This window comes from Rhodobacter sp. P1_C2 (assembly GCF_056406375.1).
In genome coordinates this window covers 323,672-348,233 of sequence record NZ_JBFUAG010000003.1, presented here as the reverse complement: position 1 = coordinate 348,233, position 24,562 = coordinate 323,672, and the positions used below count along the sequence as shown (strand labels likewise).

Sequence of the window (24,562 nt, the reverse complement as noted above, 5' to 3'; positions counted from 1 at the left end):
CGCAGGCCTCCCTTCCTTCGTTCTTGAACCACCGCATCCGGGCGGCAGCCGTCTTTTTTCTTCGATGAGGAAACCTAGGGCCGGAAGTTCGGCGCGGCCAAACGGATAATTTTCCGTAACGAACTGCGACAATATGTAACGGAAATTTACGTTCCCGGTTTCTGTCGCAATCTTTTCGCACGCCGTTACCCTTGGATTTGCGAACAGGGACCCTGTCAGGGACGGAGCACTCAAGTGGCTGATGCAGCGGCATTTTCAGGAAAGATGGGAGAGCTGCAGAAGCTGCGGGTCGCCCTGGTGATTCTGCTGAGCGAGGAAAATTCCAAGCTGCTGAGTCGCCGCCAGCGTGTCGCCGGCAAGGAGATCGAGGTAATGACGGCCGAACGCGACATGGCCGCGGGCCGGGCCTCGGAAAAGCTGCTCGCCGCGCTTTATGTCGAGGACACCGCCCTGCGCGCCGCCCTGCAGGAAACCGAGGATGAAATCACGCGGATGGAGGCTTTGATGGTCAAGATCGACGCCGACATCGCCGCACTCTGCCAATCCTGAGAAGGAGATACCGATGAGAGACGAACGCGCGCATCTGCAGCTTTTCGACCTGATCGCCCGTGATTGGACGGTGGCTTCGCCCGTGCGGCAGATCGCCTTCACCGCCGACAGCTCTGCCGTGGCCTTTGCCTGCGCCGATGGGGCGGTGATGCTGGCGGCGACGGCGGACAAGGCGTCGGTCGCAGTGCGGACCAAGCGGGCGCTGGACACCGGACGGCTGACCATCGCGCCACGCGAAAAGCCCTTCCTGCCGCTGAAGCCGGCCGATTTTTCGGCGGGGCGCAGTTCGGATGTGGTGCCCCTGGGGGCTGCGGGCTTTGCCTTTGCCAAGGACACCGGGCGGATCAACTCGCTGAGCCCCGGCGGCATCGCGGCCCATCTGCCCGCCCGCGCGCCGAAGGGGATCACGGTTCTGGCCGCAGCACCCGATGGCAAGACGCTGGCCTATGCCTGCGGGATGCAGGTGCTGATCTCGCCCACCGATCGGGACGCGCCGCGCAGCATTCCGGCGGCCAATCCGGTGCGGGCGCTGGCCTTCTCGCCCGATGGCGCGACGCTGGCGGTGGGCTATGCCAACGGGCTTTGCCGCTGGTCGCTGACCGAACCCGAGGCGCCGCCGGTCGAAACTGCCCTGACCGGCACGCCCTCCTACCTTGTCTGGCATCCGCAGGGCACCAGCCTGACCGCCGCGCTGGGCGCGGACGGCTTCTGCCTGATCGACGCCGTCAGCAACACCACCACGACGCGGCGCAATTTCCCTGCCCCGGTCGGACGCGCCCTTTACAGCCCGACCACTGGCACGGTCGTCGCCTCTGGCGCCTACCGGGTCGCGGCCTGGTCGCTGGCGACGGGGGGCGATGTGATGACCGGCAGGCCGGGCCTCGTCCTTGTCAACGCGCTTGCCACCAGCCCGAACCGCAACCTGGTGGCGGTGGGCTATGCCAACGGGCTTCTGAGCCTGGCCGAGATCGGCCAGCCCTCCGAAATCCTGCTGCGCGAGGACACCGGGGCCGCGATCACCGCGCTGGAATGGTCGCCCGACGGCCGCTTTCTCGCGCTGGCCGGCGAGGATGGCTCTGCCGCGCTGGTCGAATTTCCTGACGCCATGTTCAAATCCTGAAACCCATGCAGAGAGGGTCACCATGACCAGCCCACAGACCGCCGAACTGACCGAGGAAGAGAAAAGCAAGGATGCCTTCTTCCAGCGCATCGCCCTGATCGGGGAAGAGATGATCGCCGCCCATGGCAAGGATTTCGCCACCGGGGCCTTCGTTCTGGCCGCGCGCTGGATCAGCGAGGGGCGGATGGGGGCCAAGGTCAGGCCCAAGGCCGAAACTGCCACGCCGCGCGCGAACTGACGGCGCCCGGCGCGGTCCGCTTGTAACGTTTCGTTACGAAAATCCGGCTTTGCGCAGGCCCGACACATCGGATGCGACAGAAACCATCCCCCGTGATACGGTTCCGAATCTTCTGCGCAAAGTGACATGCCAGCCCGAACTGAGGAGACGTCACTTGGATATCCACTCCAGACATAGCGGCCCGAGGGAAGAAGACAAGCACGCCAAGGAACATCTGCGGCGCAATTGGGGGACGATCGAGAAACTGGCCGATACGCTCAGCGGCGGCAAATATTCCGCCGACAAGGCCCGCAAGGCCGCGCCGCCGCCGCAGGCGCAGGGCCTGATCATCATCGACCAGGCCCGACCCCGGCTGCCCGATGCGCCGGTGCCCTACCTGCGCATCAGCATGAATGGCCGGGTGGTGCTGGCAGATACCGATTCAGGCATCCAGCTGCACTTTCTGGGCCAGATCAAACGGATCAACGGCGCGAAATGCTTCGTGATCGCCAGCAAGGAGAACGGCTTCTTCACGCCCCTGGCGGAGGAGATTGCCGCTAAGATCGCCGATCTGGCCCATCGACCGATCACCCGGGACTATCCGGAGGAGACGCTTGCAGAGGACATCCGCCAGCGGCTGCAGATCACCTGATCGCTGCCGCGGCCTTGTCTGCGACGGGTCCTTGCCTTGGGCCCGACAGGGAAAGTTAAGTTCACGGGAGGGGACTTAATGATGACTTCAGATCAGCGCTCTGCGCCACGACCCCCACGACTGGGGTTCGATTTCGCCGATGTCGACCCGCGCGAGACATCGAAGGCCTGGAACCGGTTCCTCGCCAACCGCAATGCGCCCAGCCTGCCGATGCCGGGGGTCCGCTCGCTCATCTATCAATCCTGGGTCCGCTCCACCTCGACCGGGATCAAGCCCGAGCAGTTTGCCGCCCCCTCCCTGCCGCGCAGCGCGCCGCAGGCCAAATCGACCTTCGATCAGGCCGAGCTGCGCCGCGCCACCCAGGCCTCGATGGCGCGGATCGGTGATCTTCTGTCGGGGGCCGAGGCGATGCTGCTTCTGACCGACCGCGACGGGGTGATCCTGGAAACGGTGGGCGACCGCTCCACCCTCGCCAAGGCGGGCAAGATCAACCTGACCGTGGGCGGCGTGTGGAGCGAGGACGCCTCGGGCACCAATGGCATCGGCACCGCGCTCTGGACCGGCCAGCCGGTCTATGTGCATGGCGAGGAGCATTTCTGCGAGGGCATGAAAGCCTGGAGCTGCGCCGCAGCCCCGATCCGCGACCCGATCGACCACAGCATCATCGGCGTGGTCAACCTCTCGGGCCTGACCAGCATCTTCCAGAAACACAACGCCGCCTTCGCCGCCACCGCCGCCCGCGACATCGAACTGGTGCTGCAGCAGGAGCAATCCCTGCTCAACATCCGCCTGATGGAGGCCATCATCGGCAAATTCCCGTCCGAGCCGCAGGGCAAGTCCGACAGCCTCGCCATCGTCGACCGTTTCGGCCGGCTGATCTTCAGCCGCAACAGCGGCTTGGATGTCGGCTGTTCGGACCGCGATCTGGGGCTCGGGGCGCGGTTTCTGGAGCTGCCGGACGGGATATCCGAGGAGAATATCCTCGCCGCCCTGCCGCGCGAGAATGTCTGCGAGGATATCCGCCTGATCGAGATCGACGGCGCGGTGAAAGGTGCTGCCCTGGTCTTCAAGCCCAAGGCCAGCCTGCCCTCGCCCGCCCTGTCGCGCCCGATCATCAGGCCCCTGCCCGGGGTCGAGATCGGCAAGACCGGGCTGAAGATCGTCGGCAAAAGCGATGTGATCCTCGAGGCGCTGGAAAGTGCCGAGCGCATCGCCTCGGTCCATGCGCCGGCCCTGATCGAGGGGCAGACCGGCGTGGGCAAGGAGCTTTTCGCCCGGCTGATCCACTCGCGTCTGGACCCCGATGGCGCAGACCGCCTGCGGCTGATCAATTGCGGGGCGATGGCGCCGCAGATGTTCGGCTCGGACCTTCTGCGCGACACAAGGGCGCTGGTCTGCCTCGACGAGGTGGGCGAGGCCACGCCCGAAACCCAGCTTTACCTGCTGCGGGTGCTGGAAGAACGGATGACCCGCCTGCAGGACCCGACCCAGCCCGAGGCGCCCCAGCTGCAGCTGTCGCTGACCAACCGCGTGCTGCTGGACGAGGTCGAGGCCGGGCGCTTCCGCCGCGATCTGTTCTACCGCCTGAGCGCCGTGATCCTGACCATCCCGCCACTGAAGGCGCGGGGCGGGGATATCCTGCTGATCGCCGAACATTACAACCGCAAGATCAGCATCGAATCCGGCCGCGACCTGCTGATCCTCGGGTCAGAGGTGCAGGAGGCGCTGATGCGCCACACCTGGCCCGGCAATGTGCGCGAGCTGCGCAATCTGATGGTGGGGCTGCATGGGTTGGCGAAATCGCGCAGCCTGTCGCTGTCCGACCTGCCGCTGGAAATCACCAACCCCAGCGCCGCCAAACCCGATCCCGCACCCGAAACCCGCCCGGCGCCCGACGCCTCGCTGAAGGATGCCCAGGTCCGCCTGATCGAACGCGCCCTGCAGGCCCATCACGGCAACCTCAGCAAGACCGCCATCGCGCTGGGCATCTCGCGCCCGACGCTGTACCGCAAGATCGAGGCCTACGGCATCAAGCTGCCCTGAGGCGGATGAGGTCCGCTCATCGCCCGCGGCCGCCCCCTTGACCCCATACCTTTGCAACGGGCGCGCCGCTTGACGGCGCGGTTTGGCGTAAATATATGACTATCGTAATCCAATTCAGGCCGGAAGCGCTGCGCGACCCGGCCAGGGAGATGCCATGAAACCTGTTGAAATCGTTCTCTGCCATCCGGTGCGCACCGCCATCGGCACCTTTGGCGGCAGCCTCAAGGACACGCCCGCGACCGAGCCTGGCGCGGTGGTGATCGCCGAGACGCTGAAACGCTCGGGCATCGACCCGGCCTCGGTGGGCGAGGTGGTGATGGGCAACGTCATTCAGGCCGGCAACCGGATGAACCCGGCGCGGCAGGCGGCCATTGGCGGGGGCTTGCCGGTCTCCGTGCCGGCGATGACGGTGAACCGGGTCTGCGGTTCTGGCGCGCAGGCGGTGGTCACCGCGGCGCAGGATATCCTGCTGGAGCTGCATCCCCTCGCCATCGCCGGCGGGATGGAGAACATGGACCGCGCGCCCTATCTTCTGACCAAGGGCCGGCAGGGCTATCGGATGGGCCCGGCAGAGATCCTCGACAGCATGCTGACTGATGGGCTGAACGACGCCTTCTCGGGCGAACATTCCGGCTGGCATACCGAGGATCTGGTGACCGCCAAGGGCCTCAGCCGCGCCCGGCAGGATGCCTGGGCCCACCGCTCGCAAAGCCGCTTCTCTGCTGCCCGCGACGCCGGGCTATTCGCGGCAGAGATTGCGCCCGTCACCCTGCGCGACCGCAAGGGCGAGCGCGCTTTCCTGACGGATGAGGCGCCGCGCCCCGAGACCACGCTGGAAACCCTCGCCAAGCTGAAGCCCGCCTTCCGCAAGGACGGCACGATCACCGCCGGCAATGCGCCGGGGCTGAACGCCGGAGCGGCGGCGATGGTGGTGGCGGACCGCGCCCATGCCGAGAAGATCGGCCTGCAACCGGCTGCCCGCATCGTCAGCTGGGGCATCGGCGCGGTGGAGCCGGGGATGTTCGGCCTCGGCCCGGTGCCCGCCGTCCGTCAGGCGCTAGCCCGCGCCGGTTGGAGCATCGGTGATATCGAAAGGGCCGAGATCAACGAGGCTTTCGCCGCCGTGCCCTTGGCCGTGGCCGATGAACTGGGCCTGCCGGAGGATCTGATCAACGTCGAAGGCGGCGCCATCGCGCATGGCCACGCCATCGGTGCCACCGGCGCGGTGCTGATCACCCGGCTGATCCACAGCCTGGCGCGCGACGGGCTGAAACGCGGGCTGGTCACGCTGTGCATCGGCGGCGGGCAGGGTATCGCCGTGCTGCTGGAACGCCTGTAACGGCGCGTCAAAGGCCCGGTGACCAAGCCGGGCCTTACCGGCCCTCCAGAAAGTCGCGCAGCCGCGGCACCATGAAATCGACGAAGGCGCGCACGCGGTGGGGCAGACGCTCGCCGCCCAGAAACAGCGCGTGGATATCCTCGACCTCGCTTTCCACGGCATCGGCCATGACCTCGACCAAGGTGCCTGACTGCAGGTCGTCGCGGATGTGGAACTCTCCCAGCCGGGCCAGTCCCATGCCCGCCAGCGCCATCCGGCGCACCGTCTCGCCATTGTTGGCCAGAAGCGGGCCTGCCACCGTCCGGTCGACGATCCGCCCCGATTCGCGCAGCGGCCAGACCGGGGCCGAGCGGCGGAAGTTGAAGCCAAGGCAGGCGTGGCGGGCCAGATCCTCCGGGCGCTGCGGCACACCACGCCGCGCGAGGTACTCCGGCGCGGCCACGATCTTGCGTGGCGTCGTGCCGATCTTCAGCGCCGTCAGGCTGGAGTTTTCCAGCGCGCCGATCCGGAAGGCCACATCGGTCTGATCCACATAAAGGTCGATGATCTCGTCCGAGAGCGACAGATCGACCACGACATTGGGGTATTCGGCCCAGAACGCCGGCAAAAGCGGCTCCACCGCGACCATCCCGAAGACGACCGAGGCGTTGACCCGCACCTTGCCCCCCATGTTGTGCGCGCCGGAGGAGAGCGAATGTTCGATATCCTCCAGCTCGGCCAGCAGGCTCTGGCTGCGCGCGTAATAGATCCGCCCCTCGGCCGTCAGTGACAGGCGGCGGGTGGAGCGTTCCAGGAGGCGCACGCCCAGCCGGGTCTCGATCCGGTCGATCAGCTTCGAGATGGTCGAAGGCGTCATCAACACCTGTCGGGCGGCTTCGGAAAAGCTGCCGCTGTCGACCACCCGCAGAAAAATCTGCATTTCTCCTGCACGATTATCCATCAACGGCCTGCTTTATGAACTGGTTTCACAGATCATGTGCTTTTGGCATGGATTATCAAGACAGCACCACTGGCTTATGTCCTGATCTGTAAACAAGGTAAGCAACACGGACCTGTTTGGCCCTGCCCGATCTGCCGCGACGGCCTCGGGCGCTGGACCATCCGCGCCCAAGCCACCTGCCCCTTGTCACCCGATCAGGAGAGAAAGATGCAGTTTGTAAATCCCCATGGCGCAAGGATTCCGGCGCTGGGCTTCGGCGTGTTCCGCATGTCGGAGGCCGAGGTCGAAGAGGTGGTCCCCGCCGCCTTTGCCACGGGTTTCCGCCACTTCGACACCGCGCAGATCTACCGCAACGAGGCCGCGCTGGGCCGGGCGCTGGCCAAGGTCGGCGCGCGGCGCGAGGATCTGTTTCTGACCACCAAGGTCTGGGTCGACCAGTACTCTGCCGCCCGCTTTGCCGCCTCGGTCGAGGAAAGCCTCGAGAAGCTGAAGGTCGCCCAGGTCGACCTGCTTCTGGCGCATTGGCCGGGTGACACGGTGCCGGTGGCCGACCAGATCGCCTGGCTGAACGAGGTGCAGGCCGCCGGCAAGACCCGCTTCATCGGGGTCAGCAATTACAACCTGTCGCAGTTCCGCGAGGCGGTGGCGCAAAGCAAGGCGCCGATCCTCACCAACCAGATCGAGATGCATCCCTATCTGGACCAATCGGCGATGCTGGCACTGACCGGGGCCTCCGGCGCCACCGTCACCGCCTATTACGGCATGTCCGACGGGGCGGTGCCGCGCGATCCTGTGCTGCAGGCGATCGGTGCGGCCCATGGCAAGACCGCGGCCCAGGTCGCCCTGCGCTGGCTGCTGCAGAAGGGCTGCATCGCCCTGTCCAAGACCGCCAAGACCAACCGTCTGGCCGAGAACTTCGCCATTTTCGATTTCACCCTGACCGCGGCCGAGATGGCCACGATCACCGCCCTTGCGCGGCCCGATGGCCGCATCGTCTCGCCCAAGGGTCTTGCGCCCGACTGGGCGGCTTGAGGATAGAACCATGACACAGATGCAAGACAAGACAGGTTTCAACTGGCCGGTGCTGGCCCTCGCCATCGGCGCCTTCGGCATCGGCACGACCGAGTTTTCGCCGATGGGGCTTTTGCCGGTGATCGCCGATGGCGTCGGCGTCTCGATCCCGCAGGCCGGGCTTCTGATCAGCGCCTATGCGATCGGCGTGATGGTCGGCGCGCCGCTGATGACGCTGGTCTTCAGCCGCTTCGGCAAGCGGGCGGCGCTGATGTGCCTGATGGCGATCTTCACCATCGGCAACGCGCTGTCGGCCCTGGCGCCGGATTACTGGACGCTTCTCGCCTCGCGGATCGTGACCAGCATGAACCACGGGGCCTTCTTCGGCCTCGGTTCGGTCGTGGCGGCCAGTGTCGTGCCGAAGGAAAAGCAGGCGAGCGCCGTCGCCGCCATGTTCATGGGCCTGACCATCGCCAATATCGGCGGCGTGCCGATGGCCACCTGGATCGGCCAGCAGATCGGCTGGCGGATGTCCTTTGCCGGGACCGCCGTGCTGGGGCTGATCGCGATGACCGCTTTGGGCCTTGCCTTGCCGAAGGTCGGCGCGGGGCAACGGCCGGATGTGAAGCGTGAGCTGCAGGTCCTGGTCCGGCCGCAGGTCTTGCTGTCGCTTCTGACCACGACGCTCGGCGCCAGTGCGATGTTCGCCGTCTACACCTATGTCGCGCCGATGCTGGAAAGCCTGACCGGGGCCTCGGGCAACTTCGTGACGCTGGCGCTGGTTCTAATCGGCCTCGGTTTCACCCTGGGCAACGGGATCGGCGGGCGGGTGGCCGACTGGTCGCTGGAGGGGGCCACCGCGCTGTTCCTCGCCGCTCTGGCGGTGATCAGCCTGGCGATGCCGCTGGTTCTGGGCAGCCATGTCGGTGCGGCGATCGTGCTGACCTTCTGGGGTGCTGCGGCCTTCGCCATCGTGCCGCCGGTCCAGATGCGGGTGATGCAGACGGCTTTCGATGCGCCGGGTCTGGCCTCCTCGGTCAATATCGGCGCCTTCAACCTGGGCAATGCGATCGGCGCTGCCGCGGGTGGGGCCGTGATCAGCGCGGGCCTTGGCTATGCCGCGGTGCCGGTGGTCGGCGGTCTGCTGGCGGCGGGGGGGCTGATGCTGGTCTGGCTCAGCCATCACCGCCACGGTGCGCCGGTGGCTGGCGCTGTCTGAGGCCCTGGCCTTCTGTCACGCAAAAGGGCGGCCCACACCGGGCCGCCCTTTTGGCATTAGGGGCCGGTTTCAGCTGTGGATGAAGTCCAGGACATCGTGAAAGAACTTCTCGGGCAGGGTTTCGACCAGGCCATGCGGCGCGCCGGGATAGGTCAGAAGCCGGGCCATCGGCGCGATCTTCGCCGCCTTCTCGCCGGAATTGGCGATCGGCACGATCTGGTCGTCGTCGCCATGGATGATCAGCGTCGGGATCGTCATCTTCTTCAGGTCCTCTGTGTAATCGACCTCGGAAAACTCGTGGATGCAGTCGTAAAGCCCCTTCAACCCGCCGGCCATGCCCTGCAGCCAGAAGCCGTCGATCAGACCCTGGCTGACCGCCGCCCCCGCGCGGTTGAAACCGTAAAAGGCGATGCTCAGGTCCTTGAAGAATTGCGAGCGGTTGGAGGCGGTGCCGGCGCGGATGCCGTCGAAGACATCCAGCGGCACGCCGCCCGGATTGGCCGGGGTCTTCAGCATCAGGGGTGGCACGGCGCCGACCAGGACCGCCTTGGCCACCCGCGCGGTGCCGTGACGCCCGATGTAATGCGCGACCTCGCCGCCGCCGGTCGAATGACCGATCAGGATGGCATCCTTGAGGTCGAGGCTCTCGATCAGCTCGTGCAGGTCGTCGGCATAGCGGTCCATGGTGTTGCCATCCCAGACCTGGGTCGACCGTCCATGACTGCGGCGGTCATGGGCGATGACGCGGTAGCCCTCCTGGCCGAAGAACAGCGCCTGCGTGTCCCAGGCATCGGCCGACAGCGGCCAGCCATGCGAAAAGACGATGGGCTGACCCTTGCCCTGGTCTTTGTAAAAGAGGTCGATGCCATCGGAAGTCTTCAGAAAAGCCATGGGAAATGTCCTGCCAACGCGATTAAGGAAGCGTACATGGCTCAGGCTTTTCCGCGCGCCCTCCCCAGCCGCAGGGCAAGGATAACGGGCCCGGGGGGCGGGTTATTGCAGCTTCGTGGTCGGTTTTTCACGATCGTGCGCCGGCAGGGCAGCCCTACTGGTTATCGCGGCGCCAGCGCCCTGGCGAGACGCCGACCTCGCGGCTGAAGATCCTTGTCAGGTGGCTTTGGTCGAAAAACCCGCAGTGGAGGGCAATCTGCGCCAGGGGCAGGTCGGTGGTGCGCAGCATCTGGCGGGCATGGTCCAGACGCTGGTTCAGCACCCATTGGTAGGGCGTGGTCCCCGTCGTCTCGCGGAAGGCGCGGAAGAACTGGCCGCGCGACATGTTCAGCGCATCGGCGATCGTGCCCATCGAGGCTTCGGGGCCGGTCTCCTCCATCAGCATCTCGGTCGCGCGGCGCAGGGCCGGGTCGGGCAGCCGCGGCACCCGGCGCGGCGCGCGCGGTCTTTCGGCGCCATAGCTGCGAAACAGATGGGTCACCATGGCGGTGCCGATCTGTTCGGCCAGAAGCGGGCAGGCGGCCTTGGGATCGGCCAGCGAGGGCAAAAGCGCCTGGGCCAGATGGCCCAGCACCGGGTCGTTCTGGGCGGCAAGCCGTGTCAGCTGCGGCAGGCGCCGGCTTTCGCCCCGGTTGGCAATCTCGGCCAGAAATTCGCGGTTCAGTTCCAGAAGGAAGAAATCGAAACTGCCCTCGACGTCACAGGCATAGGGATTCTCGAAATCGCGGATATAGGTCGAATCCTTGGCATAGACCTCGTCCCGCACCTCGCGCCCCTGAACCGACCGCCGCCGGTGGCCCGCGCGCAGCGACAGGCCGATCAGCAGGCCGCGGTCCTCGGGCGGGGTCTCCATCCGGGCGACATGCGGCCCCATCGCGGTCTTGCGGCGGAAGGTCATGCCGCCAACCGTCAGGCTGTGGTCATAAAGCAGCTCGTGCACGCCACAGCCGAGCGAATCCCGCACGACCAAATCGCTTGCCTGCGGCGGATTGGTGTTGAAATCCATCGGTCTCGTCCTTTCCTGCAGTCGTGTCAGACTGTTCGGGCGCATGTCGCGCAAATGTCCTGCATGAGGAACGCCGGTCAAGCTACCTCGAAATGCCTCACCGGTCACGGCAACTCGTCAAAATCCCATCAGCGCCACAAGCACAAAGGCGCCACTCAGGCCGATATGTTCAAAGAATGCGTCCATCTGCTGGGTCCGCGCCAAACCTTTGGGCTGTTCCCAGAACCGCAGCGCGATCAGTGTGGCGACCATCGTATAGCCCGCCAGCGCCAGTGCCGCGAGCGGGCGGTACCAGCCGAAGATCACCATGGCCGAGGTGGTCAGCTCGAAACAGATCGTCCCCAGCGCCAGAAGCCGCGGCGGGGCGAGGCCAAGCGCGATCATCTCCTCGGTCGCGGCCTGAAAGTCGAGGATCTTGGTCACCGGCCCCTGGATATAGGCCGCGCAAAGCGCCAGAAGGCACAGATGCAGCACGATGCCATTGTGCAGAAGTGCGGTGATCTGATCCATCTCAGACCGCCCAGCAGGCGCAACCCAGCGCCCCCCAGAAGGATTTGAGGTCCGAGGTCGGCAGACGCGCGCCCCAGGCGCTGGCATGGTCATGGCCATGCACGCCGCAGGCGCTGGCGCAGCCGCAGGTGCTCGCCACGGTTTGCGCCACATCGGGTTGCAGGCCCCAGGCGCCATAGCCGCCATAGGTGCGCACCGGCGACCAGTCCGGCATGGCGGGCGGCACCGGGTTGTCATCCAAGGGGGCGAAATCGCCTTTGGCAAAGACGATCCTGCCGCCGACCATGGTGAGGTCAGAGGTCATATGGGTGATCTCGGCCTCCGGCACGGCGAAATAATCGCGGTCGGGCAGGGTCAGATCGGCGAGGTAGCCGGGCGCGATGCGGCCGCGTTTGCCGTCCTCGTTGCAGAACCAGGCGACCTTTTCCGTCCACATCCGCAAGGCGGTTTCGCGGTCCAGACAGTTGCGCTGCGGGGTCAGGCGCAGGCCGCCCACCGTGCGCCCGGTGACCATCCAGGACAGGGAAACCCAAGGGTTGTAAGACGCCACCCGCGTCGCATCCGTCCCGGCGGAGGTGTGGATGCCCTTGTCCAGCATCTTGGCAATCGGCGGCGTGGCCTCGGCTGCTGCGGCGCCGTAGCGGTCGACGAAAACCTCGCCCTGATAGGCCATGCGGTGCTGCACCGCGACCCCGCCGCCCAGGGCCGCGATCCGGTCGATCGAGTGGTCCGAGATCGTCTCGGCATGGTCGAAGAACCAGTTCAGCCCCTGCAAGGGAATGTCCTTGTTCACCTTTTCAAAGACATCCAGCGCCCGGGTGATGGTCTCGTCATAGGTGGCATGCATCCGCCAGGGCCAGCGGTTCTCGGCCAGGATGCGGACCACGCCTTCCAGATCCTCCTCCATCGCGGCGGGAAGATCGGGGCGGGGCTCGCGGAAATCTTCAAAATCGGCGGCGGAAAAGACCAGCATCTCACCGGCGCCATTGTGGCGGAAGTAATCGTCGCCCTGGCGGTATTTGACCGACCTGGTCCAGGCGAGGAAATCGGCCTTCTCCTCCTTCGGCTTCTGGGTGAAGAGGTTATAGGCCAGCCGCACCGTCATCTGGCCCTCGTCGGCCAGTTTCTGGATCACGGCGTAATCGTCGGGATAGTTCTGAAAGCCACCGCCCGCGTCGATGACGCCGGTGACGCCCAGCCGGTTCAGCTCGCGCATGAAATGGCGGGTGGAGTTCACCTGGTAATCGAAGGGCAGCTTCGGCCCCTTGGCCAGGGTTGCATAAAGGATGCCGGCATTGGGGCGGGCCAGCAAAAGCCCGGTCGGGTTGCCGGCGGCATCGCGCTGGATCTCGCCCCCCGGCGGGTTGGGCGTGTCCTTGGTATAGCCCACCGCCCGCAAGGCCGCGCCATTCAGCAGGGCGCGGTCGTAAAGGTGCAAAAGGAACACCGGGGTTTCCGGCGCCACGGCGTTGATTTCCGCCAGCGTCGGCAGGCGCTTTTCCTCGAACTGGCTTTCGGTGAAGCCGCCCACCACCCGCACCCATTGCGGCGGCGGGGTGATGGCGACCTGGGCCTTCAGCATCGCCATCGCGTCCGACAGCGAGGTCACGCCATCCCAGCGCAGTTCAAGGTTATAATTCAGCCCGCCGCGGACGACATGAGTGTGGTTGTCGATCAACCCCGGCAAGACCGACCGGCCCTTGAGGTCGATGACCCGCGTCGCAGGCCCGGCGAGGGCGAGGATTTCTTTCTCCTCGCCCACGGCCTGGAACACCCCGGCCTGAATGGCCACGGCAGTCGCCTGCGGATTTTCGCGGTCCAGCGTGGTCAGCCGCGCATTGTGCAGGATCAGGTCGGGGGTCATGGGCAAGCTCCGTAAGGCAGGGGGAGGGGGAAGGGCCTAGTGCCCTTCCGAGGCGTTGAACATCGACTTGGCGTATTGGATGCCCAGGCCATAGGACCCCGCCAGACGCTGCGCGATACCGGTGGTGGAGGCATAGGTCTCGCCCCGGGCCCAGTCGCGCTGCAGCTCCAGCATATACTGGACCGAGGTCATCGGGCGGGCGCCGGCCTGCACCATCCGGTCCATCGCCCGGTCATGCGCCTCGGGCGTGACATCGCCGCAGGCATCGGCGATCACATAGACTTCAAACCCCTGATCCAGCGCCGAAATCGCCGGGCCGACGATGCAGACGCTGGTCCACAGGCCCGCCAGTACGATGCGGCCCTTGCCGATCTCGTTCACGCGGGCGATGACCGGGGCATCTTCCCAGGTGTTCATCGAGGTGCGGTCCAGCAGGGCCTGGCCGGGGAAGGGGGCTGTCACTTCATCGAACATCGGGCCGGAGAAGCTTTTGGCGGCGACCGTGGTCAGGATCGTCGGCACCTTGAAGCTGGCAGCGGCAGCGGCGACGAGGCCGGCATTGGTGCGCAGGTTGACGGCGTCGATGGATTTGGTCGCAAAGGCCATCTGCGACTGGAAGTCGATCATGATCAGGGTGTGGTCGGTCGGCGACAGCAGCGATTTACCGGGGGTTGCCGTTGCTTTGGGGGCCATCTTTATCTCCTGTTTTTTGGTTTCGGATCTGGAAATCGCCCGGGACGGGTCTTGGACGATCGTGCGCGGTCTTTCGGGATCGGGTTATTTCGCCAGGGCCTGCAGGGCGGGATGGCGGGCGAAGGCCAGCGTGCCCACCAGAACGATGGCGCCGGTGGCGATCAGCGGCAGGGTCAGTCCGCCCGACAGCCGGATCAGCAGCGCGCCGAGGGCGGCCCCGACGAAAAGCGCCACAACCGCGCCAAAGCGGCGTGCGATGTTGGGATTGGCCCCGCCAGCCAGGGTGCTGTCGGCGGCGATGCCGGTCAGGGTCATGGTCAGGACGGTGGTCGTCAGGTCCGGGATGCCCAGCCGTCGTACCGTCCCGTTGCGCAGGCCCATCGCCCCGCCGAGAAGGGCGATCATCGCCAGCTGGATCATGCCTTCCGCCGCAACGCCGCTGTTCAGACCCACCAGCGAAGCGGCCCAGATCAACAGGCTTTCGATCACCGCCGCCGTCAGAAGCCAGCGGTGCAGCGGCTTGCCGCGGTGCCAGTTGGCCGCCCGCCCGGCGATCAGGGCGCCGATCAGAAAGCTCAGCAGCGCCATCGCCAGCGGCACCGGCTTGAACCCTTCCGCCCCGCCCGCCGCAAAGCCAAGGAAGACGACATTCCCCGTCATGTTCGCCGTGAAGACCTTGCCCAGACCCAGAACCGAGATCGCATCGATCATCCCGGTCGTGACGGAAAGGATCAGCAAGAGCATCGGCATGGGCGACGCCATCTTGATCTCTGGAGTGTCCGGCATGGCAGGTTCCTTGCGGCAGGGATGCGGGTGGCGTGACGCCTTTCGACGGGATTATGTCCTTCTTTGCGGCAGCGGTATTGTTGAAAAGTAACGCACTGGTGACTTCAGTCTCCCCTGCGTTGCGCGCAGGGGACCGTGCGAGCCCTGGGTCAGACCCGCTCCAGGGCGATGGCGATGCCCTGGCCGACACCGATGCACATGGTGGAGAGCGACCTTCTGCCCCCGGTCAGCTTCAGCTCCAGCGCGGCGGTTCCGGTGATGCGCGCGCCGCTCATCCCCAGGGGATGGCCCAGCGCGATGGCGCCGCCGTTGCGGTTGACCCGGGCGTCATTATCGGCCAGGCCCAGAAGCCGCAGGGTGGCGATGCCCTGGGCGGCGAAGGCCTCGTTCAATTCGATCACGTCGAAATCGGCGGGGGTCAGGCCCAGCCGCGCCATCAGCTTTTGCGAGGCGGGGGCGGGGCCGATCCCCATGATCCGCGGCGGAACCCCCGCCGTGGCGCCGCCCAGCACGCGGGCGATCGGCGTCAGGCCATATTTCGCCGCCGTCTCGGCATTGGCGAGGATCAGCGCCGCCGCCCCGTCGTTGACGCCGCTGGCATTGCCCGCGGTGACCGAGCCGCCCTCGAACAGGGGGCGCAGCTTGGCCAGGGCCTCGGGCGTGGTGGCGCGGGGGTGTTCGTCGCGGTCGACCACAAGGGCATCGCCCTTGCGCTGCGGGATGGTCACCGGGGTAATCTCCTGCGCCAACCGTCCGTTGGCCTGGGCGGCGGCGGCCTTGGCCTGGCTGTCCAGCGCCATCAGGTCCTGCGCCTGCCGCGACACGCCGTAGTCACCCGCCACGTTCTGTCCGGTCTGCGGCATGGAATCGGTGCCGTAAGCCTTGTGCATCGCCGGGTTGATGAAACGCCAGCCGATGGTCGTGTCATAGATCGCGGCCTCGCGGCTGAAGGCGGTATCGGCCTTGGGCATCACCAAGGGCGCGCGCGACATGCTTTCGACGCCCCCGGCGATCATCAGACCCGCCTCGCCCGAGGCGATCTGCCGCGCCGCCGTCAGCACCGCATCCATGCCCGAGCCGCAAAGCCGGTTGATCGTGGTGCCGCTGACGCCGACCGGAAGCCCCGCCAGCAGCAGGGACATGCGGGCCACGTTGCGGTTATCCTCGCCCGCCTGATTGGCGCAGCCGAAGATCACGTCATCGACCGCCTCCCAATCCACGCCTTGATTGCGCGCCATCAGGGCCCGCAGCGGCACGGCGCCCAGATCATCCGGGCGCACGGCGGACAGGCTGCCGGCATAGCGGCCGATCGGCGTGCGGATATAGTCGCAGATGAAAACCTCGATCATGGCTCAAAGCTCCGGTACGGTCAGGTCGGCCACGGCACCTTCAAGGTGCAGCGTGGCGCCGGTCAGGGATTGCAGATCGTCGAAGGACAGCGAGGCGAGCTTTTCGCGCAGCACGAAATGGCCGGCCACAATGTCGATCACGGCGAGCGAGGAATAGACCCGGGTCACGCAGCCCACCCCGGTCAAGGGCAGGGCGCAACGGGTCAGAAGCTTTGGCTTGCCATCCTTGGTGACGTGGTCGGTGATGACCGCCACCCGCTTGGCGCCATGCACCAGGTCCATCGCGCCACCCACGGCGGGCACGCCCTTCGGCCCGGTCGACCAGTTCGCCAGATCGCCGGTCTCGGCCACCTCATAGGCGCCAAGGATCGCCACATCCAGATGGCCGCCGCGCACCATCGCAAAGCTGTCGGCGTGGTGGAAGAAGGCGGTGCCGGGCTTCAGCGTCACCGCCTTCTTGCCGGCGTTGATCAGGTCCCAATCCTCTTCCCCCGGCGCGGGGGCCTCGCCAAAGCCGAGGATGCCGTTTTCGGTGTGAAAGATCGCCTGTTTGCCGGGCGGCTGAAACTTCGCCACCATCTCGGGAAAGCCGATGCCGAGGTTGACATAGGCGCCATCCTCGATGTCCTGCGCCGCGCGCCAGGCCATCTGGGTGGGAGAGAGTTTGAGGCTCATTGCGCCACCTCCGGATAGACCGCCTTGGCGCGGTTCAGATCTTCTTCCTGCGCGGGCTCGGGAACCTCGACCACGCCGTGCACAAAGATGCCGGGGGTGATGACGGCTTCCGGGTCGATGGCGCCGGGCGCCACGATCTGGCTGACCTGTACGATGGTCGTGGCGGCGGCCATGCACATCAAGGGATTGAAATTGCGCGCCGCCATCCGGTAGGTCAGGTTGCCCAGCCGGTCGCCCAGATGCGCCTTGACCAGCGCATAATCGGCCTTGAGCCAGCGTTCCTGCACATAGGACCGGCCCTCGAAGACCTCCACCGGCTTGCCCTTGGCGAGGTCGGTGCCAAAGCTGGTCGGCGTGTAAAACGCCGGGATGCCCGCGCCCCCGGCCCGGATGCGCTCGGCCAAAGTGCCCTGCGGCACCAGCTCCAGCTCGATCTGGCCGGCCAGATAGCGTTCGGTGAAGACCACCGGATCGGCCGAGCGCGGGAAAGAGCAGATCAGCTTCCTGACCATGCCCTGTTCGATCAGCGCCGCCAGACCCACATGGCCATTGCCGGCGTTGTTGTTGACCACCGTCAGATCCTTCGGGTGACCGGTCGCAAGGAAGCGGTCGATCAGCGCATGGATCAGCTCGATCGGCGCCCCCGATCCGCCAAAGCCGCCGATCATCACGGTCATCCCGTCTGCGATCCCCGCCACGGCGCTGGCGAGGTCTGGAAGTGTCTTGTCCATCAAAGCCTCCAACCGGGCGATTCCGCACCCGCTTGGCGCAAGAGATAGGGGCAGGCGGGGGCTTTCGTCCATGCGGTTTGTGCGATATGCTGCGTTTGTTGACATATCGCACAAGGTGGGCAGATGACGATCAGCGAGCGCGACATCATGGGGGGCCTCGCCAAGGGGTTGCAGGTGATCGAGACCTTCACCGCCGAACGCCCGCGCCAGTCGATTGCCGAGGTCTCTGCGGCCAGTGGGCTGGACCGGGCCACGGCGCGGCGTTGTCTGCTGACGCTGGCCCACCACGGCTATGCCGATTACGACGGCAAGTTCTTCACCCTCCGGCCGCGGGTTCTGCGGCTGGGCACCGCCTGCCTTGCCACCATGCCGCTGCCGCAGATCGTGCAACCCCTGCTGGATGCCCTGTCGGAACGGATCGGGCAAAGCTCCTCCGTCTCGATCCTCGACGGGGCGGAGATCGTCTATGTGGCGCGCGCCGCGCAGCGCAAGGTCATGTCGATCGGCCTGATGCCGGGGTCACGCCTGCCGGCCTATTGCACCTCGATGGGCAGGGTGATGCTGGCCGCCCTGCCCGAGGCCGAGGCGCGCGCCCTGCTGGAGGCGGCACCCCTGCCGGCCCGCACCCCCTTTACCCGCACCGACCCCGAAGCCATCCTGATGGAACTGGCCCGGGTCCGCGCCGAAGGCTATGCGCTGATCGATCAGGAGGTGGAGCTGGGCCTGCGCTCCATCGCCGTGCCGATCCGCAATGCGCATCGCCAGACGGTGGCGGCGCTGAACATCGGCGCCAGCGCCTTTCACCAAAGCCCCGAGGGTCTGCGCGACGCCTATCTGCGGGATCTTCTGGCCCTGCAAACCAGCCTCGCGCCCCTGCTGCGCTAGCCCATGAAGGTTTCCGGCTCCATCGCATGGGACAGGAAATTCAGGCCGGATTTCAACGTCTCCCGCGTGATCGAGCCGCCAAGGCAGATGCGCAGGTGTTCGTCCGGCGTGCCGCCGACGGTGAAGGCGTCCGAGGGCATGATGCCGATATGCCGCCCCGACATCCGCGCGATGATATCGGCCCGGCTGGAACCTGCGGGCAGGCGCAGCCAGATGTTGAAGGCATTCTCGGCGGCGGCAAAGTCGAAGCCCGCCAGCGTCTCGGCGGCGAGCTTCTGGCGGGCGGCGGTTTCTTGACGGACAAAGCGGCGGATGCGGTCGGCGGTGCCATCCTCGATCCACTGGGTCGTCAGCGCGGTCGCGAGCGGAGAAGGCATGACCGACACCGCCCGCAGGGCCTGCCCCAGCGCATAGGCGTCCTTGCCGGTGGGCGCCACGGTATAGGCCAGCCGCAGCCCCGCGCCGATGCATTTGGCCAACCCGCCGATGTGCCAGGTCAGATCCGGCGCCGAAACCGCCAGCGGCGCCGGGGCCTTGGCGGGGATGAAGCCATAGGCGTCGTCCTCGATCAGCGGCAGGCCATGGCGGTTCAGGATCGCGGCCACGGCAAGGCGGCGCTCGGTCGGCATGGTCAGGGTCGTCGGGTTCTGCAGCGTTGGGTTGAGGTACAAGGCCCGCGGCCCGTGCTGGCGGATCGCCGCATCCAGCGCGTCGGGCAGGATGCCGGCGCCGTCCATTGCCACCCCTTCCAGCCGCACCCGCATCCGCCCGGCAATGTTGCGGATGCCGGGATAGGTGATGCTTTCGCACAGCATCACATCGCCCGGATTGGTCAGGATCGACAGGATCGCCATCATGGTCGGATGCGCCCCCGGCGTCACGGCGACCCGGTCCAGCCGTGGCACCATGCCGCGCAGCGACAGCCAGGTGGAGGCCGCGACCTTGTCCTTCTCGCTCCCGGTTGCGGATTGGTAGCGCAGCAAGGACACGAGGTTGGCCGAGACATAGTCCAGCCCCTCGCGCATCTTGGCGATCAGGGCAGGATCGGTCGGCTCCGGCGCCATGTTCATCGACAGGTCTTCCTGCTGGTCGCGCACCGGATCGGGCTGGCGGTCCACCGGCGCCGCCCCGGCGACGAAAGTGCCGCGCCCGACATGGCTTTCGACCAGACCCCGCGCCTGCGCCTCGGCATAGGCGCGCGAGACGGTGGTGAAGTCGATCCCGAGGCCTGCCGCCAGCCTGCGCTGCGGCGGCAGACGGTCGCCCACCGACAGGACCCCGGCGCGGATATCCCCCGCAATCGCATCCGCGATGGCGAGATAGCGGGGTTTGCCCGAAGAGGCGATCTTGGGAATCCAGTCAATCATGCGGCGCTCCTTTCCCGCTTTCTAGCGGGATGATTCGGAACATTGAAGCAGATTGTATGGATTTGGGCGACCGGAGGCCCGGCGAATATGTCGAATTGTAGGTATCGCGTTCGCGCCGCGTCGATAATTTAAGCGGATTTGCCGCCTGCCGCCCAAGTTTTCTGCGGGCAATCCGCCCATTGCCGCTATTATTGTATGTAGATTGAACTGCATATTGATTCATACAATCCCCGTGCGGCATCCCTGATTCACCAGCAGAAAAGGAGCGCGATATGCCGGCAGTTACCAAGGAACCGAACAAGGATGGCGACTTCCTCGTCGATTACGAGAACAAGGTTTTCCCGGATGTGAAGGCCGATCCGGGCGAGAAGGCCCTGATCACCTTCCATACAGTGGCCTTCGAAGGCTCCATCGGGCTTGTCAACATTCTCAACGCAATCCGCCTCAATCGGAAGGGCTACGAGACCTCGATCCTGCTTTACGGCCCGGGCGTCACCCTCGGCCTGCAGCGCGGCTTCCCGACGCTGGGGGACGAGGCTTTCCCCGGCCATCTGAATTTCAACAACAACCTCAAGCGCTTCATGTCCGAAGGCGGCAAGGTCTATGCCTGCCGCTTCGCGCTTCAGGCGCTGTACGGCCATGGCGAGGGCTCGCTGATCCCCGGCATCACACCGATCGCGCCGCAGGACGTGCTGGACTGCATCCTTCTGCACAAGAAGGCCAATGCCGTCATCATCGACACCTGGACCGTCTGACCCCCTGGCCGGGCCGCCACAGGCCCGGCTCCTCCCCCCCCCACCAGCCAACAGGTTTTCCGATGCGCACCGACATCATCCGCGCCGCCGCCGTCCAGATCGCCCCCGATCTTTCGGGCCGCGCCGGCACCATCGAACGCGTGCTGAACGCCATTGCCGAGGCGGCGGACAAGGGCGCGGGCTTCATCGTCTTTCCCGAAACCTTCGTGCCCTATTACCCCTATTTCTCCTTTGTCCTGCCGCCGGTGCAGCAGGGCCCGGCGCATCTGGAACTGTACCAGGAGGCCGTCACCGTCCCCTCGCCCGAAACCCAAGCCGTGGCCGATGCCGCCCGCAAGCGCGGGGTCGTGGTGGTGCTGGGGGTGAACGAGCGCGACCACGGATCGCTCTACAACACCCAGCTGATCTTTGACGCCGATGGCTCGCTGGCCCTGAAACGCCGCAAGATCACGCCCACCTATCACGAGCGGATGATCTGGGGCCAAGGCGATGGCGCGGGGCTGAAGGTGGTGCAGACCAAGGTCGGCCGCGTCGGTGCCCTCGCCTGTTGGGAGCATTACAACCCCCTCGCCCGCTATGCCCTGATGACCCAGCACGAGGAGATTCACGCCGCACACTTCCCCGGCAGCCTCGTCGGCCCGATCTTCGGCGAGCAGATCGAAGTCACCATGCGCCACCACGCGCTGGAGGCCGGCTGTTTCGTCGTCAACGCCACCGGCTGGCTGACCGAGGAACAGATCGCCCAGATCCACCCCGATCCCAAGCTGCAAAAGGGTCTGCGGGACGGCTGCATGACCTGCATCATCTCGCCCGAGGGCCGCCATCTGGCGCCGCCCCTGACGGAGGGCGAGGGCATCCTGATCGCCGATCTTGACATGCGCCTGATCACCAAACGCAAGCGGATGATGGACAGCGTCGGCCACTACGCCCGCCCCGAGCTGTTGCATCTGGTCCATGACACCCGCCCCGCCGTGACCCGCGCCGAAGTGTCCTTCCCCTCCGAGGAGAGCGAGAATGTCTGACGCCGCCCTGATCAACGATCTGCAAACCCATGGCATGCGGCTGGTCGATCCCCGCGTCGGCCACGAGGCGCGGCGCGGCGGCGCCGGCCCGTCTGACCACAAGGCCATCACGATTGGCGAGACGACGGTGATGGTCCCCGTCCATACCGCCCCGGCCTTTGAAAGCCCGTTTCTGGTCGAAGTGCCCGCCGCCGATGGCCGGTCACGCGTGCTGCGCGATGGGGAGGAGGTCGCCAAGATCCGCTTCCCCCTTCGTCCGCGCTTTTATGATTTGAAAACCGCCGAGGGCATCCCCTACAGCCATATCGCCACGCTCCATTCCCGCGACGTACTGGCGACCACGGTCTTGCAAACCTGCATCCGTTACGAAAGCCGCAAGAAAACCTGCCAGTTCTGCGCCATCGGCCAAAGCCTGGCCGCCGGCCGCACCGTGGCCCACAAGACCCCGGCGCAACTGGCCGAGGTCGCCAAGGCGGCGGTCGAACTCGACGGCGTCAAGCATATGGTCCTGACCACCGGCACGCCGCGCGGGTCGGATCGCGGGGCGGCGGTGATGGTGGAATCGGCCCTTGCCATCAAGGCCGCCGTCAACCTGCCCCTGCAGGCGCAATGCGAACCGCCCGAAGATGACATCTGGCATCAGCGCATGTTCGACGCCGGCATCGACACGCTTGGCATGCATCTGGAGGCCGTGACCCCAGAGGTCCGCGCCCGGATCATGCCCGGCAAGGCCTCGGTCCCGGTGGAGAAGTATTTCTCCAGCTTCGCCGCCGCGGTGAAGGTCTTTGGGCATGGCCAGGTTTCGACCTATATCCTGGCAGGCCTTGGCGACACGCCCGAAGCCATCCTCGCGATGTCGGAAAAGCTGTGCGCCATGGGGGTTTACCCCTTTGTCGTGCCCTTTGTCCCGATCTCGGGCACGCCCCTCGAAAGCCACCCCGCCCCGCGCCCCGAGTTCATGGCCGCCATCCTGCGGCCCCTCGGGCAGATGATCGTCAAGGCCGGCATGCGCAGCGAGGATATCAAGGCCGGCTGCGGCAAATGCGGCGCCTGCTCGGCGCTGTCCACCTATGAAAAGTTCAAGGTGTCGTGATGGAGCTTGCCCCCTCCCACTTCCAATGCCCCGGCTATTACATCCGCGAGGCCGCCACCGCCTGGGAGGCGAAAGGCGTGGCCGACCTGCGCCACCGCGTCTTTGTCGAGGAACAGGCGATCTTCCACGCCCATGACCGCGACGAGATCGACCTGATCGCCACCCATCTGGCCGCCCTGTCGACCTATGCCCATGAGGCCGATGCCGTGGTGGGCACGGTGCGGATCCATCAGGCGGAACCGGGCCTCTGGTGGGGCTCTCGCCTCGCCGTGGACCGCGACTTTCGCCAGGTGGGGCGCCTCGGGACCGAGCTGATCCGGCTGGCCGTGCGCACCGCCACCACGCGGGGCTGCCATACTTTCCTTGCCCATGTGCAAAAACAGAACGAGGTGCTGTTCCGCCGCCTGCACTGGCAAAGCCTGGGCGAGGTCACGCTGCATGGCGTGGTCCATGTGAAGATGCAGGCCGATCTGTCGGTCTACCCGCCGCTCGCCGATCCGGCAGCGGGCTGGTACCACCCGATGCGGCGGGGCATCGCGCGATGACGCCGGAAACCCTCGCCATGACGCTGCGCAGCCATCCCTCGATCCGCTCGAAACTGGCGATCGGGGCGGCGACGGGGGCGCTTGGCCTTTCGGGCCGATCGGCGGGCCAGCCGGGCGATGATGCTGCGGTGCTGGCGCGGGCGGGTGGCTATGACCTCCTGGCGGGTGAAGGCTTCATTCCGGCCTTCGTGCAGGATGATCCCTGGTTTGCCGGCTGGTGCGGCGTGATGGTCAACCTGTCGGACATCGCGGCGATGGGGGGGCGGGGGGTCGCGCTGATCGATCAGATCTGGGCGCCCGATGCTGCACATGCTGCACCCCTCCTCGCCGGTCTGCGCGCAGCGTCCGAGGCTTACGGCGTGCCCCTCGTCGGTGGCCATACCAACTTTTCGGCCAAGGAATTAAGCCTCGCCGTATCGGTCATGGGCCGGGCCGAGGCGCTGATCAGCAGCTTTGCCGCCCGCCCGGGCGAGGTCCTGATCGCCGCCATCGACCAGCGCGGCAGCTACCGCAACTTCGATAATTTCTGCGCAGCATTGGACGCCCCCGCCGCCCGCCTGCGCGGCGATCTGGCGCTGCTGCCGGCGCTGGCCGAGGCGGGCCTGGTGCGGGCGGGCAAGGACATCAGCCAGGGCGGCATCCTCGGCACCGCGCTGATGCTGGCCGAATGTTCGGGCGTGGGCATCGACCTCGACCTCACCCGCATCACCCCGCCCACGGGGATAGTCCTGGACCGCTGGCTGCGCAGTTTTCCGAGCTTTGGCTTCCTCCTCTCCACCCCGCCGCAGCGTGCCGCCGAGGTCTGCGCCCGCTTTGCCGCGCGTGACATCACGGCCGGCATCATCGGGCAAATCACCGAAGGCAGCGCTGTCCGCCTGACCGATGGCACCACCATGGCCACTTTCTGGGACCACGCCGCCGCCCCCTATCTTGGCCTTGCGCAAAAGGACCATGCCGATGCCTGAGACCTATTTCACCCTGCGCTGGCCCGATGGCACGGAAGAGCGCTGCTATTCCCCCTCCACCGTCATCACCGACTTCCTGTCGCCCGGCACCAGCTATCCACTCGACGCCTTCCTCAGCCGCGTCCGCATCGGGTTGCACCGCGCCTCGGACCGGGTGGCGGCGAAATACGGCTTCGCCTGCTCCTCTGCCATGGCGCAGCTGGAGGCGATCGAGACAAGGGCCGCAACATTCCGCGGGCAAGGTGATGTCACCTGCCTCGCCATCACCCAATGAA

General features: G+C 66.3%; 26 protein-coding genes. 15 read left to right on the top strand and 11 right to left on the bottom strand.

The features are described 5' to 3' along the window. The first annotated feature begins 264 nt into the window (after positions 1-264). From AC1DZT_RS06615 to AC1DZT_RS06590, 6 genes are all read left to right on the top strand, one after another. The gene (locus tag AC1DZT_RS06615) at positions 265-549 is read left to right on the top strand and encodes a hypothetical protein (protein ID WP_478005820.1); all 285 of its coding nucleotides are present in this window, start codon (positions 265-267) and stop codon (positions 547-549) included. 13 nt (positions 550-562) lie between these two features. After that, on the top strand, positions 563-1,669 hold the full coding sequence (locus tag AC1DZT_RS06610; protein WP_478005819.1) for a WD40 repeat domain-containing protein: 1,107 nt from the start codon (positions 563-565) through the stop codon (positions 1,667-1,669). 22 nt (positions 1,670-1,691) lie between these two features. Continuing rightward, positions 1,692-1,907: a hypothetical protein gene (locus tag AC1DZT_RS06605; protein WP_478005818.1), complete on the top strand. Its 216-nt coding sequence runs from the start codon at positions 1,692-1,694 to the stop codon at positions 1,905-1,907. Between the two features lie 49 nt (positions 1,908-1,956). After that, positions 1,957-2,538, top strand: a complete 582-nt coding sequence (locus AC1DZT_RS06600; protein WP_478005817.1) for a hypothetical protein — start codon at positions 1,957-1,959, stop codon at positions 2,536-2,538. Between the two features lie 78 nt (positions 2,539-2,616). Continuing rightward, positions 2,617-4,581 carry a sigma-54-dependent Fis family transcriptional regulator gene (locus AC1DZT_RS06595; protein ID WP_478005816.1) on the top strand — a complete coding sequence of 655 codons (1,965 nt, stop codon included), beginning with the start codon at positions 2,617-2,619 and terminating at the stop codon, positions 4,579-4,581. A gap of 154 nt (positions 4,582-4,735) precedes the next feature. Further along, positions 4,736-5,920: a thiolase family protein gene (locus AC1DZT_RS06590; RefSeq protein WP_478005815.1), complete on the top strand. Its 1,185-nt coding sequence runs from the start codon at positions 4,736-4,738 to the stop codon at positions 5,918-5,920. A gap of 34 nt (positions 5,921-5,954) precedes the next feature. Here the strand turns inward: AC1DZT_RS06590 and AC1DZT_RS06585 are convergent, their stop codons facing one another. Continuing rightward, a complete protein-coding gene (locus tag AC1DZT_RS06585) occupies positions 5,955-6,839 on the bottom strand; it encodes a LysR family transcriptional regulator (RefSeq protein WP_478005814.1) in 885 nt (294 codons plus the stop codon). A 228-nt stretch (positions 6,840-7,067) separates the two neighbouring features. Here AC1DZT_RS06585 and AC1DZT_RS06580 point away from each other — a divergent pair, with 228 nt between their 5' ends. Both AC1DZT_RS06580 and AC1DZT_RS06575 read left to right on the top strand, forming a co-directional pair. Then, a complete protein-coding gene (locus AC1DZT_RS06580) occupies positions 7,068-7,892 on the top strand; it encodes an aldo/keto reductase (RefSeq protein ID WP_478005813.1) in 825 nt (274 codons plus the stop codon). A 10-nt stretch (positions 7,893-7,902) separates the two neighbouring features. Beyond that, a complete protein-coding gene (locus AC1DZT_RS06575; RefSeq protein WP_478005812.1) occupies positions 7,903-9,090 on the top strand; it encodes an MFS transporter in 1,188 nt (395 codons plus the stop codon). Between the two features lie 69 nt (positions 9,091-9,159). On the opposite strand, the gene AC1DZT_RS06570 is transcribed toward AC1DZT_RS06575, so the two are convergent. From AC1DZT_RS06570 to AC1DZT_RS06530, 9 genes are all read right to left on the bottom strand, one after another. Further along, on the bottom strand, positions 9,160-9,981 hold the full coding sequence (locus AC1DZT_RS06570; RefSeq protein WP_478005811.1) for an alpha/beta fold hydrolase: 822 nt from the start codon (positions 9,979-9,981) through the stop codon (positions 9,160-9,162). A gap of 154 nt (positions 9,982-10,135) precedes the next feature. Continuing rightward, entirely contained in the window at positions 10,136-11,047 is a 912-nt protein-coding gene (locus tag AC1DZT_RS06565; protein ID WP_478005810.1) for a helix-turn-helix domain-containing protein, read from the bottom strand. Between the two features lie 117 nt (positions 11,048-11,164). Next, positions 11,165-11,557 carry a DoxX family protein gene (locus AC1DZT_RS06560; RefSeq protein WP_478005809.1) on the bottom strand — a complete coding sequence of 131 codons (393 nt, stop codon included), beginning with the start codon at positions 11,555-11,557 and terminating at the stop codon, positions 11,165-11,167. Position 11,558: 1 nt separating this feature from the next. Continuing rightward, the gene (locus AC1DZT_RS06555) at positions 11,559-13,421 is read right to left on the bottom strand and encodes an amidohydrolase (protein ID WP_478005808.1); all 1,863 of its coding nucleotides are present in this window, start codon (positions 13,419-13,421) and stop codon (positions 11,559-11,561) included. Positions 13,422-13,457: 36 nt separating this feature from the next. Next, positions 13,458-14,114, bottom strand: a complete 657-nt coding sequence (locus AC1DZT_RS06550) for a hydrolase (protein ID WP_478005807.1) — start codon at positions 14,112-14,114, stop codon at positions 13,458-13,460. An 84-nt stretch (positions 14,115-14,198) separates the two neighbouring features. After that, positions 14,199-14,900 carry a YoaK family protein gene (locus AC1DZT_RS06545; RefSeq protein WP_478005806.1) on the bottom strand — a complete coding sequence of 234 codons (702 nt, stop codon included), beginning with the start codon at positions 14,898-14,900 and terminating at the stop codon, positions 14,199-14,201. A gap of 149 nt (positions 14,901-15,049) precedes the next feature. Then, on the bottom strand, positions 15,050-16,249 hold the full coding sequence (gene pcaF, locus AC1DZT_RS06540) for a 3-oxoadipyl-CoA thiolase (protein WP_478005805.1): 1,200 nt from the start codon (positions 16,247-16,249) through the stop codon (positions 15,050-15,052). Positions 16,250-16,252: 3 nt separating this feature from the next. Continuing rightward, the gene (locus AC1DZT_RS06535) at positions 16,253-16,924 is read right to left on the bottom strand and encodes a 3-oxoacid CoA-transferase subunit B (protein ID WP_478005804.1); all 672 of its coding nucleotides are present in this window, start codon (positions 16,922-16,924) and stop codon (positions 16,253-16,255) included. After that, positions 16,921-17,655 carry a 3-oxoacid CoA-transferase subunit A gene (locus AC1DZT_RS06530; protein ID WP_478005803.1) on the bottom strand — a complete coding sequence of 245 codons (735 nt, stop codon included), beginning with the start codon at positions 17,653-17,655 and terminating at the stop codon, positions 16,921-16,923. The genes AC1DZT_RS06535 and AC1DZT_RS06530 overlap by 4 nt, the downstream gene beginning before the upstream one ends. 123 nt (positions 17,656-17,778) lie before the next feature. Here AC1DZT_RS06530 and AC1DZT_RS06525 point away from each other — a divergent pair, with 123 nt between their 5' ends. Then, entirely contained in the window at positions 17,779-18,540 is a 762-nt protein-coding gene (locus AC1DZT_RS06525) for an IclR family transcriptional regulator domain-containing protein (protein WP_478005802.1), read from the top strand. Here the strand turns inward: AC1DZT_RS06525 and AC1DZT_RS06520 are convergent. Beyond that, positions 18,537-19,907: an aminotransferase-like domain-containing protein gene (locus AC1DZT_RS06520; RefSeq protein ID WP_478005801.1), complete on the bottom strand. Its 1,371-nt coding sequence runs from the start codon at positions 19,905-19,907 to the stop codon at positions 18,537-18,539. The two genes, AC1DZT_RS06525 and AC1DZT_RS06520, sit on opposite strands and share 4 nt — an antisense overlap. Positions 19,908-20,179: 272 nt before the next feature. Here AC1DZT_RS06520 and AC1DZT_RS06515 point away from each other — a divergent pair, with 272 nt between their 5' ends. The 6 genes from AC1DZT_RS06515 (at position 20,180) to AC1DZT_RS06490 (ending at position 24,561) form a co-directional block, all read left to right on the top strand. Further along, a complete protein-coding gene (locus AC1DZT_RS06515) occupies positions 20,180-20,662 on the top strand; it encodes an MSMEG_0572/Sll0783 family nitrogen starvation response protein (RefSeq protein WP_477998595.1) in 483 nt (160 codons plus the stop codon). Between the two features lie 62 nt (positions 20,663-20,724). Beyond that, positions 20,725-21,684: a Nit6803 family nitrilase gene (locus AC1DZT_RS06510; RefSeq protein ID WP_478005800.1), complete on the top strand. Its 960-nt coding sequence runs from the start codon at positions 20,725-20,727 to the stop codon at positions 21,682-21,684. After that, on the top strand, positions 21,677-22,777 hold the full coding sequence (locus AC1DZT_RS06505) for an MSMEG_0568 family radical SAM protein (RefSeq protein ID WP_478005799.1): 1,101 nt from the start codon (positions 21,677-21,679) through the stop codon (positions 22,775-22,777). The genes AC1DZT_RS06510 and AC1DZT_RS06505 overlap by 8 nt, the downstream gene beginning before the upstream one ends. Then, entirely contained in the window at positions 22,777-23,322 is a 546-nt protein-coding gene (locus tag AC1DZT_RS06500) for an MSMEG_0567/Sll0786 family nitrogen starvation N-acetyltransferase (protein ID WP_478005798.1), read from the top strand. The genes AC1DZT_RS06505 and AC1DZT_RS06500 overlap by 1 nt, the downstream gene beginning before the upstream one ends. After that, positions 23,319-24,287 carry a sll0787 family AIR synthase-like protein gene (locus AC1DZT_RS06495; RefSeq protein WP_478005797.1) on the top strand — a complete coding sequence of 323 codons (969 nt, stop codon included), beginning with the start codon at positions 23,319-23,321 and terminating at the stop codon, positions 24,285-24,287. The genes AC1DZT_RS06500 and AC1DZT_RS06495 overlap by 4 nt, the downstream gene beginning before the upstream one ends. Further along, a complete protein-coding gene (locus tag AC1DZT_RS06490) occupies positions 24,280-24,561 on the top strand; it encodes an MSMEG_0570 family nitrogen starvation response protein (protein ID WP_478005796.1) in 282 nt (93 codons plus the stop codon). Before AC1DZT_RS06495 ends, AC1DZT_RS06490 begins: the two co-directional genes overlap by 8 nt. Position 24,562: the final 1 nt, after the last annotated feature.